Raw genomic sequence first — 13626 nt, 5'->3', positions numbered from 1 at the left:
TGGCCTCTCGCTCAGCCTTTCGGCTCAGCTCCTCGGCCCCGGGTCGGTGTCCGTGTCGCTCTGACTTGAATAAAGTTACGTGTCTGCGTGCATCATGTCAAATCGCCTGGTCAAGAAGCGTTTTCGAGCTTAACGCTTCATTCCGCCGCACCGACTCGGGTCACTTCCCCACCCAGAGCCTGTAGCTGCTCAACGAATTTGGGGTAGCCGCGGTCGATGTGGAAGACGTCGTGCACTTCGGTGGTGCCCTCGGCAACCAGACCGGCGAGTACCAATCCGGCGCCGGCCCGAATATCGGAGGACCACACCGGCGCGCTCGACAGGCGTGGAATACCGCGCACCACAGCGTGATGCCCGTCGGTGCGCGCGTCGGCGCCCAACCGGATCATCTCCTCCACGAAACGGAAACGAGCTTCGAAGACGTTCTCGGTGATCATCGAGGTGCCGTCGGCGATCGCGGCCAGCCCGATCGCCATCGGCTGCAGGTCGGTGGGAAAACCGGGAAACGGCAGCGTCGAGAAGTTGACCGCGCGCGGCCGCTCGGCCTGCACGACGCGGAAGCCGTCCTGCTCGAACGAGATCCGCGCACCCGCGGAACGCAGCTTGTCCAGCACCAGCGACAGGTGCTTGGGGTTCACGCCCGTCACCCGGACGTCGCCCATGGTCATGGCGGCGGCGATACCCCAGGTGGCGGCGACGATCCGGTCACCGATCACCCGGTGCGTGGTCGGCGCGAGCCGCTTGACCCCCTGCACGGTGAGCACCGAGGTGCCCGCGCCGGTGATCCGGGCGCCCATCTGCACCAGCATGTTGCAGAGGTCGACGATGTCGGGTTCGCGTGCGGCGTTGTCGATCACGGTCTCGCCCTCGGCGAGGACCGCGGCCATCAGGATGTTCTCGGTGGCGCCCACCGACGGGAAGTCGAGCCGGATCTTGGCGCCCTGCAGCTCGTCGGCGCGCGCCACGACGCACCCGTGCTCGATCTCGCTGGTCGCGCCGAGCAACCGCAGGCCCGCCTGGTGCATGTCGAGCGGCCGCGAACCGATCGCGTCACCACCCGGCAGCGCAACCACCGCGCGCTTGCAACGAGCCATCAGCGGGCCGAGCACACACACCGACGCGCGGAACTGCGTCACCGCGGGGAAGTCCGCGTGGTACTTCGGCTCCGCCGGGGTGTTGATGGTGACCGTTCCCGCGTCGATCGCGACGTCGCAGCCGAGGCCGCGCAGCACGTCGCCCATCAGCGGCACGTCGAGAATGTCCGGGCAGTTCGTGATCGTGGTGGTGCCCTCCGCCAGCAGGGCAGCGGCCATCAGCTTGAGGACGCTGTTCTTGGCGCCTCCCACCGCGACTTCACCGACGAGTCGATTCCCGCCGGTAACCAAAAACCGTTCCATGCCGCCTCTCCGCGTATTCGGCGCACTGTTGGGTGCAAGGATAGTTGCGGCACTGGCCCGCCACTCCAGGTATCCAGCTCCGCCACTCCGGGTATTCAGCGCACTGGTGGGTGCCACGGTAGTTCGGTTGCGGGCCGGTGGTCCGACGCCGGGGCTGAGTTCTGGGTATACCCGGGGTGTTTACCCATGTATCCGAGACAAGTGTGCTCGTGTCTCGAGCATTATCAGGTGCTCGACCTGGTTCCGCCGGGCTTCCACAGGATATCGCCGCCGGGATTCGCCACGCGGCTCAGGATGAACAGCAGGTCCGAGAGGCGATTCAGATATTTGGCCGGAAGCACATTCGTGTCCTCCGGGTGTGTCTCGATGGCGGCCCAGGCCGCGCGTTCGGCGCGCCGCGCCACCGTGCGGGCCGTGTGCAGCAGCGCCGCCAGCGGCGTGCCGCCCGGCAGGATGAACGAATTCAGTGCCGGCAGTTCAGCATTGAACTCGTCGCACCAGCCTTCCAGCCGGTCGATGTAGGGCTGGGTGATGCGCAGCGGCGGGTACTTCGGCTCCGCGACCACCGGGGTGGACAGGTCGGCGCCCGCGTCGAACAGATCGTTCTGTATCTGCAGAAGTACCGCGCGCAACTCCTCGGCGGGCTGTCCGAGCGCGATCGCCACCCCGATGGCGGCGTTCGTCTCGTCGCAGTCGGCGTAGGCGACCAGGCGCGGATCGGTCTTCGCGACCCGCGAGAAATCGCTGAGACCCGTGGTCCCATCGTCGCCGGTTCGCGTGTAGATCCGCGTCAGGTGCACACTCACGAGCCTCAGCCTATCCGTTGTCGCGCGATATCCGAGCGGGTGCGCCGACTAGCGCATCCGGCGGGTGCGGTCGGAGGGGCGTGACTCCACCCAGGACAGAAATGCGGTGCGCGAGGCGCGATCCAGGGCCAGCTCGTAGCTGCCGTCGCGATCGGTCACCGCGATCACCGCGATGTCGTCGGTCATGATGTCGTATTCGTCGCCGACCGGAGCGCGGCGGTCGCCGATCTCGATGCCCTGGCGGTGAATCGTGCAGTCGGGTCCGAGTTTCAGACTCGTCAGCTTGAAAAAGACCAATCGGTCCTCGTCGTAGCGGATCAGTCCGTGCCGCCAGCCCTGACCACCCCGCGCGGGCAATACCCGCAGGATCGCGGCGGTTCCGCCGCGCCGCAACATGATCAGGCGATAGGTGGAGGCCAGGGCGAGGAACACGAGCGTGAGCACCAGAATGATCAGGAGAACCATCCCGGTCTGCAATGCAGTTCGTCCCTTCGCTCTGTCGCCGTGTCGTCGACACCCTATTCAATTGGCGGTGCTCGCAAGCCCTCCGAGGATCCGGCTCCGGGCCCATCGCGATCACCGCCGTGCGGTCATTCAACCACGACCTCGAGTTTACAAACGGGCCACCCGTGTATTGAAACGACGATCGGCGGCGAAGAAGCCTTCGCCGCCGACCGTCTGCTACTCGATTTTCGGTTGTCGCCTACGCGTTCGCGGTCTGCTCCACCGCGCGCACCTGGGCCTGCGCCGCCAGCTGGTCCTCTTCGCTGGCCGCGGAGTCGGCCAGCACGCGACGTGCCGCCTCGACATCCACCTCGTCCGCGAACTCCGCGGATTCGGCCAGGACCCGGACCGTGGTAGCGGTCACCGAGAAGAAGCCGCCGTGCACCGCCGCGACGATCCGCTGACCGTCGGTGTCGACGATGGACACGATGCCCCCCTCGACCAGCTGGCCGAGCAGCGGCTCGTGGCCCGGCATGATGCCGATCTGGCCCTCGGTCGTCTGCGCGCTGACGAACGTCGCCTGGCCGGACCAGAGCAGGCGTTCGACCGCGACGAGATCAACTGACATTTCCGACATCGGGGACTACTTTCCGGCGATCTTCTTCGCGGCCGCCTCGACGTCGTCGAGGCCACCGCAGGAGTTGAACGCCTGCTCCGGGAAGTGGTCGAACTCGCCCTTGCAGACCCGGTCGAAGTCGTCGATGGTCTGCTCCAGCGGAACCACCGAACCGACCTGGCCGGTGAACTTCTCGGCCACGATGAAGTTCTGGCCGAGGAACTTCTCCAGGCGACGGGCACGGCCGACGAGGACCTTGTCCTCTTCGGAGAGCTCGTCCATGCCGAGGATGGCGATGATGTCCTGCAGTTCCTTGTACTTCTGCAGGATCCGCTTCACCTCGTTGGCCACGGCGAAGTGCCGCTCGCCGACGATCGAGGCCTCCAGGATGCGGGAGGTCGAGGTCAGCGGGTCGACGGCCGGGTAGATGCCCTTCTGCGAGATCGGGCGGGAGAGCTCGGTCGTCGCGTCGAGGTGGGCGAAGGTGGTCGCCGGGGCCGGGTCGGTGTAGTCGTCGGCGGGCACGTAGATGGCCTGCAGCGAGGTGATCGACCGACCACGGGTCGAGGTGATGCGCTCCTGCAGCTCACCCATCTCGTCGGCCAGCGTGGGCTGGTAACCGACGGCCGAGGGCATACGACCGAGCAGGGTCGAGACCTCGGAACCGGCCTGGGTGAACCGGAAGATGTTGTCGATGAACAGCAGCACGTCCTGGTGCTGCACGTCGCGGAAGTACTCGGCCATGGTGAGGGCCGAGAGAGCGACGCGCATACGCGTGCCCGGCGGCTCGTCCATCTGGCCGAAGACGAGGGCGGTGTCCGGAAGGACGCCCATCTCTTCCATTTCCAGGCGCAGGTCGGTGCCCTCACGGGTGCGCTCGCCGACGCCGGCGAACACGGAGGTACCGGAGAACTCCCGCGCGATACGGGTGATCATCTCCTGGATGAGCACGGTCTTGCCGACACCGGCGCCACCGAACAGGCCGATCTTGCCACCCTTCACGTACGGGGTGAGCAGGTCGATGACCTTGATGCCCGTTTCCAGGATCTCGGTCTTGCCCTCGAGCTGATCGAATGACGGGGGCTTGCGGTGGATGCCCCACTGCTCACCGTCGCGGCCGAGGCCGGGGGTGTCGAGGCAGTCGCCGAGCGCGTTGAAGACGTGGCCCTTGACGACGTCGCCGACCGGCACCGAGATCGGCTTGCCGGTGTCGGTGACCGGGGCGCTACGGACCAGGCCGTCGGTCGGCTGCATCGAGATGCAGCGGACGATGCCGTCGCCGAGGTGCTGGGCGACCTCGAGGGTCAGGGTCTTGGCCACCGAGGTCAGGGTGATCTCGGCGTGCAAGGCGTTGAACAGGTCGGGGATCGAGCCACGCGGGAACTCGACGTCCACGACGGGGCCGATGACTCGGACGACGCGACCTGTGTTTGCGCCGGTCCGACTCGTGTTGTCTTGGGTGACAGCTGCGGTCATTTGGTTTGGATTCTCTTCCTGCGCTAGTCGCGGTCCGAGCTCGCAGCCAGCGCGTTCACGCCGCCCACGATTTCACTGATTTCCTGGGTGATCTGGGCCTGCCGCACCGAGTTCGCCTGCCGGGAAAGATCAGTGGCCAGTTCGTTGGCGTTGTCGGTGGCTGCCTTCATTGCGGTGCGCCGAGCCGCGGACTCGGATGCCGCTGCCTCGAGCAACGATGAGTAGATACGCGTGTTGATGTACTTCGGCAGCAGGGCCGCCAGCAGCACACTCGCGTCGGGCTCGAATTCGTACTGCGCGTGCACGTCCGCCGTCGGCGAATCGGACACGAAATCCTCACCCATGTCGAAGTTCTCGTCGACGTAGCTCACCTGGATCGGCGCCAGGCGGCGCACCTCCGGGGTCTGCGTCAGCATCGACACGAACCGCGTGTACACGATGTGGAGCTCATCGACGCCCGCGATATCGCCGGTCCCGTTCGGCGCGGGGACCGTGCCGTCGGAGCCGGCCATGAAGGCCTCGACCAGGTGGTTGCAGGCGGCCGAAGCATCGGTGTACTTCGGCTGCTGCGAGAACCCGGTCCACGACGCGACCGGCGTGCGGTTGCGGAAGGTGTAGTACGTGAGGCCCTTGTTGCCCATCACGTAGATCACCGGTTCCTTGCCCTCGCCACGCAGCGTGTGCATCAACTCCTCGGCGCGCTTGAGCACGTTGGAGTTGTAGCCACCGGCCATGCCGCTGTCACTGGTGATCACCAGCACGGCGGCCCGGCGCGGGTCGGCCCGCTCGGTCAGCAGCGGGTGGGTCAGGTTCTGCGACGCGCTCGCCAGCTCGCCGAGGACCTTGGTGATCTCCTCGGCGTAGGGCTTCGCGGCCGCAACCCTCGCCTGCGCCTTGGAGATTCGCGAGGTCGCGATCAGCTCCTGGGCCTTGGTGATCTTCTTGATCGAATTCACACCACGAATGCGGGAGCGCAATTCACGCAAGCTTGCCATCAGCGGTTCACACTCCCTTCATTCGCTTGCATTGGGTAACCCATGGCTCGCATCAGTCTCGAACCTGGGTCACTTCTCGACGTGCTTGCGAGTGACCGAGAGGGTCTCGACCTCTTCGTGCTCGAGGTCGCCCGCCTCGGCCTCGTTCACCACACGGCTGCCGTCGGAAGCCAGGAAGCCCTGCTTGAACTTGTCGGTCTCGGCCTTGATCTGATCGGCGGCCTCGTCGGCGAGCACCTTGCCGCCCTCGATGGTCTTGAAGGCATCGGCCGCGGCCCGGTGCAGGTGCTCGAGCACCTCACGGTTGAAGCGACGGATGTCGGCGACCGGAACCGAGTCGTAGTAGCCCGCGTCGACCAGGTAGATCGAGACGATCTGGTCCTCGACCGCGACCGGCGAGTACTGGTCCTGCTTGAGCAGCTCGACCCAGCGGGCGCCACGCTCGAGCTGAGCGAGCGAGGCGGCGTCGAGGTCGGAGGCGAAGGCGGAGAACGCCTCCAGCTCACGGAACTGGGCCATTTCCAGACGCAGCGAACCGGCGACCTTCTTCATGCCCTTGGTCTGCGCGGCGCCACCGACACGGGAGACCGAGGTACCGACGTTGATCGCCGGGCGGACACCCTTGTTGAACAGGTCGGATTCGAGGAAGACCTGGCCGTCGGTGATGGAGATGACGTTGGTCGGGATGAACGCCGAGATGTCGTTGGCCTTGGTCTCGATGATCGGCAGGCCGGTCATCGAGCCGGCGCCCATCTCGTCGGACAGCTTGGCGCAACGCTCCAGCAGGCGCGAGTGCAGGTAGAAGACGTCACCCGGGTACGCCTCGCGGCCCGGCGGGCGACGCAGCAGCAGCGAGATGGCGCGGTAGGCCTCGGCCTGCTTGGTCAGGTCGTCGAACACGATGAGAACGTGCTTGCCCTGGTACATCCAGTGCTGGCCGATAGCCGAACCGGTGTACGGCGCAAGCCATTTGAAGCCGGCGGAGTCCGAAGCGGGGGCCGCGACGATGGTGGTGTACTCCAGCGCACCGTGCTCTTCCAGCGCGGTCTTGACGCCCGCGATGGTGGAACCCTTCTGACCGATGGCGACGTAGATGCAGCGCACCTGCTTGGCCGGGTCACCGGAATCCCAGTTGGCCTTCTGCGCCAGGATGGCGTCGATGCAGACCGCGGTCTTGCCGGTCTTGCGGTCACCGATGACCAGCTGACGCTGGCCGCGGCCGATCGCGGTAAGGGCGTCGATGGCGGTGATACCGGTCGCCAGCGGCTCCTCGACGGGCTGGCGCTCCAGCACGGTCGCGGCCTGCAGCTCGAGCACGCGCTGCTCTTCGGCCTCGATCTCGCCGAGACCGTCGATCGGCTGACCGAGCGGGTCGACCACGCGGCCGAGGAACTTGTCACCGACGGGCACCGAGAGCACGTCGCCGGTGCGGCGGACCTGCTGGCCCTCTTCGAGGTCGGCGTACTCGCCGAGGATGACCGCACCGATCTCGCGGTCCTCGAGGTTAAGCGCCACGCCCAGCACCCCGCCCGGGAACTCGAGCAGCTCGTTGGCCATCGCCGAGGGCAGACCGCTCACGTGCGCGATGCCGTCGGCGGTGTCGGTGACAACACCGACTTCCTCGATGGAGGTTTCCGGGGTGTAGCTCTGGGTGTAGCTCTCGATCGCGCTACGGATCTCGTCGGAGGAGATCGTCAGCTCCGCCATGTTCTTCCTGCTCTCGCTGTGTCGAATGTCGGGAGGGGGTCGGCAGCCGGCGAAGCCGGCGGGGTGGGTGAACCCGGGCGTGCGTCAGGCCAGGGACCGACGCAGCCGTTCCAGTCGGCCGATGGCGCTGCCGTCGATCACGTCGTCGCCGACGTGTACGACCAGCCCGCTCAGCAGACTCGGGTCGACCTGCACGTGCACCTGAATCGGCTTGCCGTAGATACGGTGCAACGATGCGGCGAGCCGCTCCCGCTGCTGTGCCGAGAGTGCGATGGCCGCGCGGACATGCGCGACGATCTGGTCACGACGAGCCGCTGCCAGGTCGGAGAGCTCGTCGAACGCCGAGGCGCCGACCGAGCCCTGCTGCCTGGCCACCACCTGTTCTGCCAGGGTGAGGGTGATGGTTTCGGTCTTGCCGTTGAGCAGCCGCTCGATCAGTGCCCGCTTGGCCTCGGCCGGCTTCGTCCGATCGGAAAGGGCCTGCTCCAACTCGGGGTTGTCGCTGACGATCCGGCCGAGCCGGAACAGTTCGTCCTCGACCGCGTCGAGCCGGCCGGTGTCCGCGGCCGACTCGAGCAATGCCTCCTGCCCGAGCAACACCAGGGTGTCGACCAGGTCGGTGGTCCGGGACCAGTCCTGGGCCACGGCGGTGGTCAGCACCGCCTGCGTGGCCGGGCTGACCTTCCCACCGAAGACCCGTTCGCTGAGCTCGGCCCGGGCCGAACCCGGCACCGACACGTCCGCGAGCGCAACACGCAGCGAACGCTGGTCGTCCAGCACGGCGACAACGGCGAACAATTCGGAACCCGTTGTGGCCGCGACACTGTCGCTTCCGGTCAGAGCGGCCCTGAGCGCCTCCCGAGACCGGGCGCAGGCCTCGCGGCTCGCTGCGTACATGCTTCTCACTTTCGCGTCGCTACCTTCCGACCCCGATGCCGGCTTTCGACTCGTCATCGAGTTCGGTCAGGAACCGCTCGATGGACGCAGCCTGCTTAGCTTCGTCCGAAACCGACTGTCCGATAATCTTTTCGGCCAAATCTACGGCGGTCTGGCCGAGTTCGGTGCGCAGTTCGGTCAGGATGTGCTGGCGCTGCGCCTCCAGCTGGTGCTGACCAGCGGCGACGATGCGGTCGCTTTCGGCCTGGGCCTCCGCGCGCATCTGCGCGAGGATCTGCTGGCCCTGGGTGCGCGCTTCCTCACGGATGCGGGCCGCCTCCAGCCGGGCGTCGGCCAGCTGCTGCTGGTACTGCTGCAGCGTGAGCTGGGCCTCTTCCTGCGCGACCTCGGCGCGCTTGATGCCGCCCTCGATCTTGTCGGCGCGCTCGTCGAGCACCTTCATCAGACGTGGGATCACGTACTTGTAGAAGAGAACCGCGATGATCGCGACGCAGACCACGGACCAGACGATGTCGTATGTCTCGGGGAGAAGAGGATTCACATCCTCTCCGCTTCCCGCTGCGAGAACAGAGAACTCGTTCATCGGAATCAGAAGATGAAGCCGGCGACGAGGCCGATCAGGGCAAGCGCCTCAGTGAACGCGATGCCGAGGAACATGTTGGTCCGGATGGTGCCCTGCAGCTCCGGCTGACGGGCGATACCTTCGATGGCCTTACCGACGACGATGCCGACGCCGATGCCCGGGCCGATTGCCGCCAGACCGTAGCCGATGGCGCCGTAGCCCTTGATCTTCTCAGAGGTGGTTGCGGCTTCCTGGGCCAGGTACGCGAGGCTCATGAGTCTTCCATTCCCTTTCTGTTGCACACCCGCCGGTCGACGAGGTGTAGCAGGTTTAACGTTCGGTCAGGCAGGTCAGTGTGAATCTGCGTGTTGTGCGAGTCCGATGTAAACGGCGGTCAGCAGCGCAAACACATAGGCCTGCAGGAAGATGACCAACAGCTCGAAGAGAGTGAACGCGAATCCCGCGAGGAGCGAGAAGGGCGAGAACACTTTCATCCACGCGACGGCGTCGAACAAGAAGAACCAGGTAGCACTGAAGAACAGCACCAACATGATATGTCCGGCCAGCATGTTCGCCATGAGTCGGACGGTCAGCGTGAACGGACGCAGGATGAAGGTCGAGACGAACTCGATCGGAATCAGCAGTACGTGGAGCGCAGGGGGCACATTCGGTACCACGATGCTGCTACGCAGGTACGTAAAGAATCCGTACTTTTTGATGCCGACGTAGTTGAAGGCGACGTACGCGATGACGGCCAGGACCAGCGGCATGCCGATTCGAGCGTTCGACGAGATGTTCAATCCGGGAATGACACCGGAGAAGTTCAGGAACAGGACCGCGAAGAAGATGGTCGCGATGAGCGGGAAGAACTTACGTCCGGATTCCTTGCCCAAAACTTCGTCGCAAATCTGTTCCTTGACGAAGACCAGACCGGTTTCCGCGACGTTCTGCAACCCGCGCGGGATGAGACGCGGATTGCGAAAAGCGAGCATCATCACGACAATCAGGACACCGGTCATCAGAAGCCGGATCGCCATCAAACGATCGAGTTCGAACGGCGTACCCTCGAACAGCAGCGCTGGAGGGAAGAAGTCGGTTAGCGATGGCGCGTGGAACTCGCCCGCCAAAGTGGTGACGCTCAGCGTTCTCTCCCGTGTTCGGGCCGTGGGTTCGGTTGATCCCGCGGTTCGATCGGACATTGACGATCAATTTGGGTCGACTCAGGTCGGCTCGAAATTCGTCAGCAGCTGTGCGGCGGGTTGGGATTCCACCTGGCGTCTGTACGTGTGTCGGCGACATCGTCGACATGCAGAACCGGAACCCCTCGGAGCCCGGCACGGCAGTAAGCATAGCGTCACTCGGGGCGGTCGGGGTGACCACCCTTCGCTTGGCAGCTTGCTTACCAACACTTTACCAAGTTATCTACGACAGCGTGTAGGGGGGTGGCGGTTATTACTCGCCGGTAGCTGTGTCGCTCGGCACATCGGGCACCGTCACGTACGGCACCTTCTGTCGCAGAACGCCGTACGTCTCCGCGCCGAGCACGATTACCAGCGCTCCGACAACGGTCAGGAACAGCGCGATCCGGTCATAAAAGGCGAATTGATTCAAGATCGCTATAACGATCAGGGCAACCAGCATTTTGCCGACCCAGCTGGCCAGCATCACCATGCCCGCGGTGGTCGGCGGCAATTTCGCGCCGAACAACACCACGGCGGCCGTGGTCAGGATGAAGCCACCGCCGATGGCCGCACCGAGCAGCGCACCCCACAGGCCGGGCACGCCGGCGACCGCCGTGGCGATCGCGACGGCGAGCACGACCAGCACACCCAGCCCGATCAAGCCGTAGCGCAGCGCCGCCTTCAGCGGGGCGTCCGGACCGGGAACAGGGGTAGGAACAAAGCTCACGCCTGCAAACCTTACCCGGAGGGCGGATGGTGCTCGGCTTCCTCCCCGCGCCGCAGGCCGGGGATCGCGGTCACCACCAGGGCGAACACCAAGCCGCCCGCCATCAGCAGGATGACCAGGCGCCGGTCCATCAGCGCGGTGCCGACGGCGCCGAACGCGAGGATGCCGACCCACAAATAGATGAGCAACACCACCCTCCGGTGCGAATGCCCGATCTGCAGCAGCCGATGGTGCAGGTGCATCTTGTCCGGAGTGGAGAAACTCACACCCGCGCGCACCCGGCGCACGATGGCCAGCACCAGATCCAGCACCGGAATGAACATCACCGCGCCGACCAGCAGCAGCGGCGACAGCAGGCCGACGATGTCGCGCGGGCCGAAACCCTGCAGCGGGATGCGCCCGGACGCGCTGGTCGAGACCGCGGCCAGCACCAGCCCGATCAGCATCGAGCCCGAGTCGCCCATGAAGATCCGGGCCGGCTGGAAATTGTGCGGCAGGAAGCCCAGGCAGGCGCCCGCCAGCGCGGCGGCCAGCAGGGCGGGCGGGTAGGTGTCCACCGAACCGCCCTGCTCGTTCATCAGGCCGAGCGAGAACACGAACACCGCGATGGCCGCGATCAGGCCGAGCCCGGCCGCCAATCCGTCCAGGCCGTCGACGAAGTTCATCGCGTTCACCAGCGTGACGGTCACCGCGACGGTGACCAGGCCGCCCTGCAGCGCGTCCAGGAACACCGTGGTGTTGTTGAACGGGTTGTAGATGCTGTACCAGCTCAGCCCCATCACGGCCATCACACCGGCGGCGGTCACCTGCCCGGCGAACTTGGTGAGCGCGTCCAGGCCCCAGCGGTCGTCCACGATGCCGACCGCCACGATGATCGTCGCGGCCACCAGCACCGCCGCCGGAATGTTCGGGCTGTAGTCGAAACCCCTTCGCAGCGCGGGCAATTGATGCGCGAACAGCATCGCGCCGACCACCCCGACGTAAATGCCGACGCCGCCCATCCGCGGGATCGGCTTGACGTGCACGTCGCGTTCCCGCGGCACCGCCACGGCGCCGAAACCGATGGCGAGCGTGCGGATTCCGCCGGTGGCGAGGAAGGTGATCACCGCGGAGATGAGCAGGACGAGCAGCAGCTCCCGCAGCGGGACCACCGCACCGGAACCGGTCATCCGCGGCACCGCCCGAGCATCGGGTCACCCATTCGCGCCGGCGCCTGATCGATCATCGGATGGAGGCGCTGGACAGCGCCTCCGGCGACATGCCGAGGACGTCGGCGATATCGCCGATCGATACGGCACCCTCGCGCAGCACGCGCGGTTGATCGGCGGTCAGGTCGACGATGGTGGAGGCGACGGCGTGCGCGGCGGGCCCGCCGTCGAGGTAGGTGCCCACGAGGTCGCCGAGTTGCTCGCGGGCCTCCGCGGCGGTCTTGGCGGGCGGCTGCCCGGACACGTTGGCGCTGGAGACGGCCAGCGGGCCGACCTCGCGCAGCAGGTCGAGGGCGACCGGGTGCAACGGCATTCGCAGCATCACCGTGCCGCGGGTGTCGCCGAGATCCCAGGCAAGCGAAGGCGCTTGCTGCACAACGAGACTCAGGCCGCCGGGCCAGAACGCCCGGATCAGCTCCCGCGCCTGCGGGCGCACCGAGAAGACCAGGCCGTCGATGGTGTGCCAGGAACCGACCAGGACCGGCACCGGCATGTCTCTGCCGCGGCGCTTGGCCGCGAGCAGCGAACTCACCGCGGTGGCATCGAAGGCGTCCGCGGCCAGACCGTAGAGCGTGTCGGTCGGCAGCACGACCAGCCGGCCGGATTTCAGCGCGCTGGTGGCTGCGGTCAGTCCGGCGGCGCGCAGGTCGGGATCCGCGCAGTCGTAGACGGTACTCACCGGACCATCCTGTCACGCGGGCTCGCCCCGACCACCTTTCAGGGGCGATTTGCGGCGACGAAGCGTGGTTTGCCCGCTAAGTCCGGATGCTCGACGATGTCGGCGAAATCGGCGGCGGCGAGCAGCGCGGCCAGGTCGGACCCGTTCGCGTCGTCGTGTTCGATAGCTGTGCTGCCGCCGGGACGCAGCAGGCGGACGATGGTGGGCAGCATGCCGCGGATGACGTCCAGGCCGTCCGGACCGCCGAACAGGGCCAGGTGCGGGTCGTGGTCGCCCACTTCCGGATCGAGTTGTGCACCCTCGGGGATGTAGGGCGGGTTGGACACCACGACGTCGACGCGGCCGTCCAGCTCGCGCAGCAGGTTCGGATCCGTGACGTCGGCGGCGTGCAGGACGATCGGGGTGTCCCCGTCGGCGCCGCGCTGATCGGCGTTGCGCCGGACCCACCGCAGCGCGGCCGGATCGAGTTCGACGGCATGGACCACCGCGTCGGGCCGGGCATGCGCGATGGCCAACGCGAGCGCGCCGGAACCCGTGCACAGATCGACGACGATCGGCGCGTGGCCATGCGGCAGCGCCGCCAATTGCGCCAGCGCCCAGGCGAACAGCAGCTCGGTCTCGGGCCGCGGTACGAAGACACCGGGCCCGACCGCCAGGTCGATATCGCCCATCGCCGCGGTTCCGGTCAAGTGTTGCAACGGAATTCGCTCCGCCCGCCGCGCGACCAGCGCGCGGTACTCGGCCAGCTCCCCCGGGGTGATGAGCGGCGTCATCAGCAACCGGCTGCGCTGCACACCGAGCACATGCGCGGCAAGGTGTTCGGCGTCGGCTTGCGGGCTGTGCACCCCCGCCGCCCGCAACGCCGCGACGGCATCGTTGATGGCGGGGCGCAACGCCACTCTGGTCGTGGACATCTCGCGAACTCTGCCCG

The 13626-nt window shown here is 66.5% G+C and carries 15 protein-coding genes; all 15 read right to left on the bottom strand.

All coding sequences use genetic code 11. The features are described 5' to 3' along the window. Positions 1–137: 137 nt before the first annotated feature. Positions 138–1397 carry a UDP-N-acetylglucosamine 1-carboxyvinyltransferase gene (gene murA / locus TY25_RS16210; RefSeq protein ID WP_042257062.1) on the bottom strand — a complete coding sequence of 420 codons (1260 nt, stop codon included), beginning with the start codon at positions 1395–1397 and terminating at the stop codon, positions 138–140. Between the two features lie 224 nt (positions 1398–1621). Next, positions 1622–2203: a cob(I)yrinic acid a,c-diamide adenosyltransferase gene (locus tag TY25_RS16205; protein ID WP_029903032.1), complete on the bottom strand. Its 582-nt coding sequence runs from the start codon at positions 2201–2203 to the stop codon at positions 1622–1624. Positions 2204–2251: 48 nt separating this feature from the next. Continuing rightward, the gene (locus tag TY25_RS16200; protein ID WP_014982074.1) at positions 2252–2668 is read right to left on the bottom strand and encodes a DUF2550 domain-containing protein; all 417 of its coding nucleotides are present in this window, start codon (positions 2666–2668) and stop codon (positions 2252–2254) included. Between the two features lie 238 nt (positions 2669–2906). Then, the gene (locus tag TY25_RS16195) at positions 2907–3284 is read right to left on the bottom strand and encodes a F0F1 ATP synthase subunit epsilon (protein WP_014982073.1); all 378 of its coding nucleotides are present in this window, start codon (positions 3282–3284) and stop codon (positions 2907–2909) included. 6 nt (positions 3285–3290) lie between these two features. After that, on the bottom strand, positions 3291–4739 hold the full coding sequence (gene atpD, locus TY25_RS16190) for a F0F1 ATP synthase subunit beta (RefSeq protein WP_014982072.1): 1449 nt from the start codon (positions 4737–4739) through the stop codon (positions 3291–3293). A gap of 23 nt (positions 4740–4762) precedes the next feature. Next, complete coding sequence (locus TY25_RS16185; protein WP_014982071.1) at positions 4763–5734, bottom strand: F0F1 ATP synthase subunit gamma; 972 nt, start codon at positions 5732–5734, stop codon at positions 4763–4765. 69 nt (positions 5735–5803) lie between these two features. Next, entirely contained in the window at positions 5804–7441 is a 1638-nt protein-coding gene (atpA, locus tag TY25_RS16180; protein WP_014982070.1) for a F0F1 ATP synthase subunit alpha, read from the bottom strand. 84 nt (positions 7442–7525) lie between these two features. Further along, the gene (locus TY25_RS16175) at positions 7526–8338 is read right to left on the bottom strand and encodes a F0F1 ATP synthase subunit delta (protein WP_042257060.1); all 813 of its coding nucleotides are present in this window, start codon (positions 8336–8338) and stop codon (positions 7526–7528) included. Between the two features lie 19 nt (positions 8339–8357). Beyond that, positions 8358–8921, bottom strand: coding sequence for a F0F1 ATP synthase subunit B (locus tag TY25_RS16170; protein WP_029903023.1), 564 nt, complete (start codon positions 8919–8921; stop codon positions 8358–8360). 5 nt (positions 8922–8926) lie between these two features. Continuing rightward, entirely contained in the window at positions 8927–9175 is a 249-nt protein-coding gene (locus tag TY25_RS16165) for an ATP synthase F0 subunit C (RefSeq protein WP_014982067.1), read from the bottom strand. Between the two features lie 75 nt (positions 9176–9250). Continuing rightward, positions 9251–10099 carry a F0F1 ATP synthase subunit A gene (gene atpB, locus TY25_RS16160; protein ID WP_171904504.1) on the bottom strand — a complete coding sequence of 283 codons (849 nt, stop codon included), beginning with the start codon at positions 10097–10099 and terminating at the stop codon, positions 9251–9253. Between the two features lie 253 nt (positions 10100–10352). Beyond that, on the bottom strand, positions 10353–10808 hold the full coding sequence (locus TY25_RS16155; RefSeq protein WP_014982065.1) for a Cg1360 family ATP-synthase-associated protein: 456 nt from the start codon (positions 10806–10808) through the stop codon (positions 10353–10355). A gap of 11 nt (positions 10809–10819) precedes the next feature. Next, positions 10820–11977, bottom strand: a complete 1158-nt coding sequence (locus TY25_RS16150) for a glycosyltransferase family 4 protein (protein ID WP_014982064.1) — start codon at positions 11975–11977, stop codon at positions 10820–10822. A 52-nt stretch (positions 11978–12029) separates the two neighbouring features. Then, entirely contained in the window at positions 12030–12695 is a 666-nt protein-coding gene (locus TY25_RS16145) for an L-threonylcarbamoyladenylate synthase (RefSeq protein WP_042257058.1), read from the bottom strand. 38 nt (positions 12696–12733) lie between these two features. Beyond that, positions 12734–13609 carry a peptide chain release factor N(5)-glutamine methyltransferase gene (prmC, locus tag TY25_RS16140; protein WP_042257057.1) on the bottom strand — a complete coding sequence of 292 codons (876 nt, stop codon included), beginning with the start codon at positions 13607–13609 and terminating at the stop codon, positions 12734–12736. Positions 13610–13626: the final 17 nt, after the last annotated feature.

The sequence above is a fragment of the Nocardia brasiliensis NBRC 14402 genome (assembly GCF_000308475.2).
Taxonomy (GTDB): Bacteria; Actinomycetota; Actinomycetes; order Mycobacteriales; family Mycobacteriaceae; genus Nocardia; species Nocardia brasiliensis.
The sequence above is the reverse complement of the archived record's forward strand: the minus strand, read 5'-3'. Positions and strand labels throughout refer to the sequence as shown.

Coding starts and splice junctions, on each gene's coding strand:
- murA (WP_042257062.1), bottom strand. CDS start 1,397: ATGGAACGGTTTTTGGTTACCGGCGGGAATCGACTCGTCGGTGAAGTC.
- TY25_RS16200 (WP_014982074.1), bottom strand. CDS start 2,668: ATGGTTCTCCTGATCATTCTGGTGCTCACGCTCGTGTTCCTCGCCCTG.
- TY25_RS16195 (WP_014982073.1), bottom strand. CDS start 3,284: ATGTCGGAAATGTCAGTTGATCTCGTCGCGGTCGAACGCCTGCTCTGG.
- atpD (WP_014982072.1), bottom strand. CDS start 4,739: ATGACCGCAGCTGTCACCCAAGACAACACGAGTCGGACCGGCGCAAAC.
- TY25_RS16185 (WP_014982071.1), bottom strand. CDS start 5,734: ATGGCAAGCTTGCGTGAATTGCGCTCCCGCATTCGTGGTGTGAATTCG.
- atpA (WP_014982070.1), bottom strand. CDS start 7,441: ATGGCGGAGCTGACGATCTCCTCCGACGAGATCCGTAGCGCGATCGAG.
- TY25_RS16175 (WP_042257060.1), bottom strand. CDS start 8,338: ATGTACGCAGCGAGCCGCGAGGCCTGCGCCCGGTCTCGGGAGGCGCTC.
- TY25_RS16170 (WP_029903023.1), bottom strand. CDS start 8,921: ATGAACGAGTTCTCTGTTCTCGCAGCGGGAAGCGGAGAGGATGTGAAT.
- TY25_RS16165 (WP_014982067.1), bottom strand. CDS start 9,175: ATGAGCCTCGCGTACCTGGCCCAGGAAGCCGCAACCACCTCTGAGAAG.
- atpB (WP_171904504.1), bottom strand. CDS start 10,099: ATGTCCGATCGAACCGCGGGATCAACCGAACCCACGGCCCGAACACGG.
- TY25_RS16150 (WP_014982064.1), bottom strand. CDS start 11,977: ATGACCGGTTCCGGTGCGGTGGTCCCGCTGCGGGAGCTGCTGCTCGTC.
- prmC (WP_042257057.1), bottom strand. CDS start 13,609: ATGTCCACGACCAGAGTGGCGTTGCGCCCCGCCATCAACGATGCCGTC.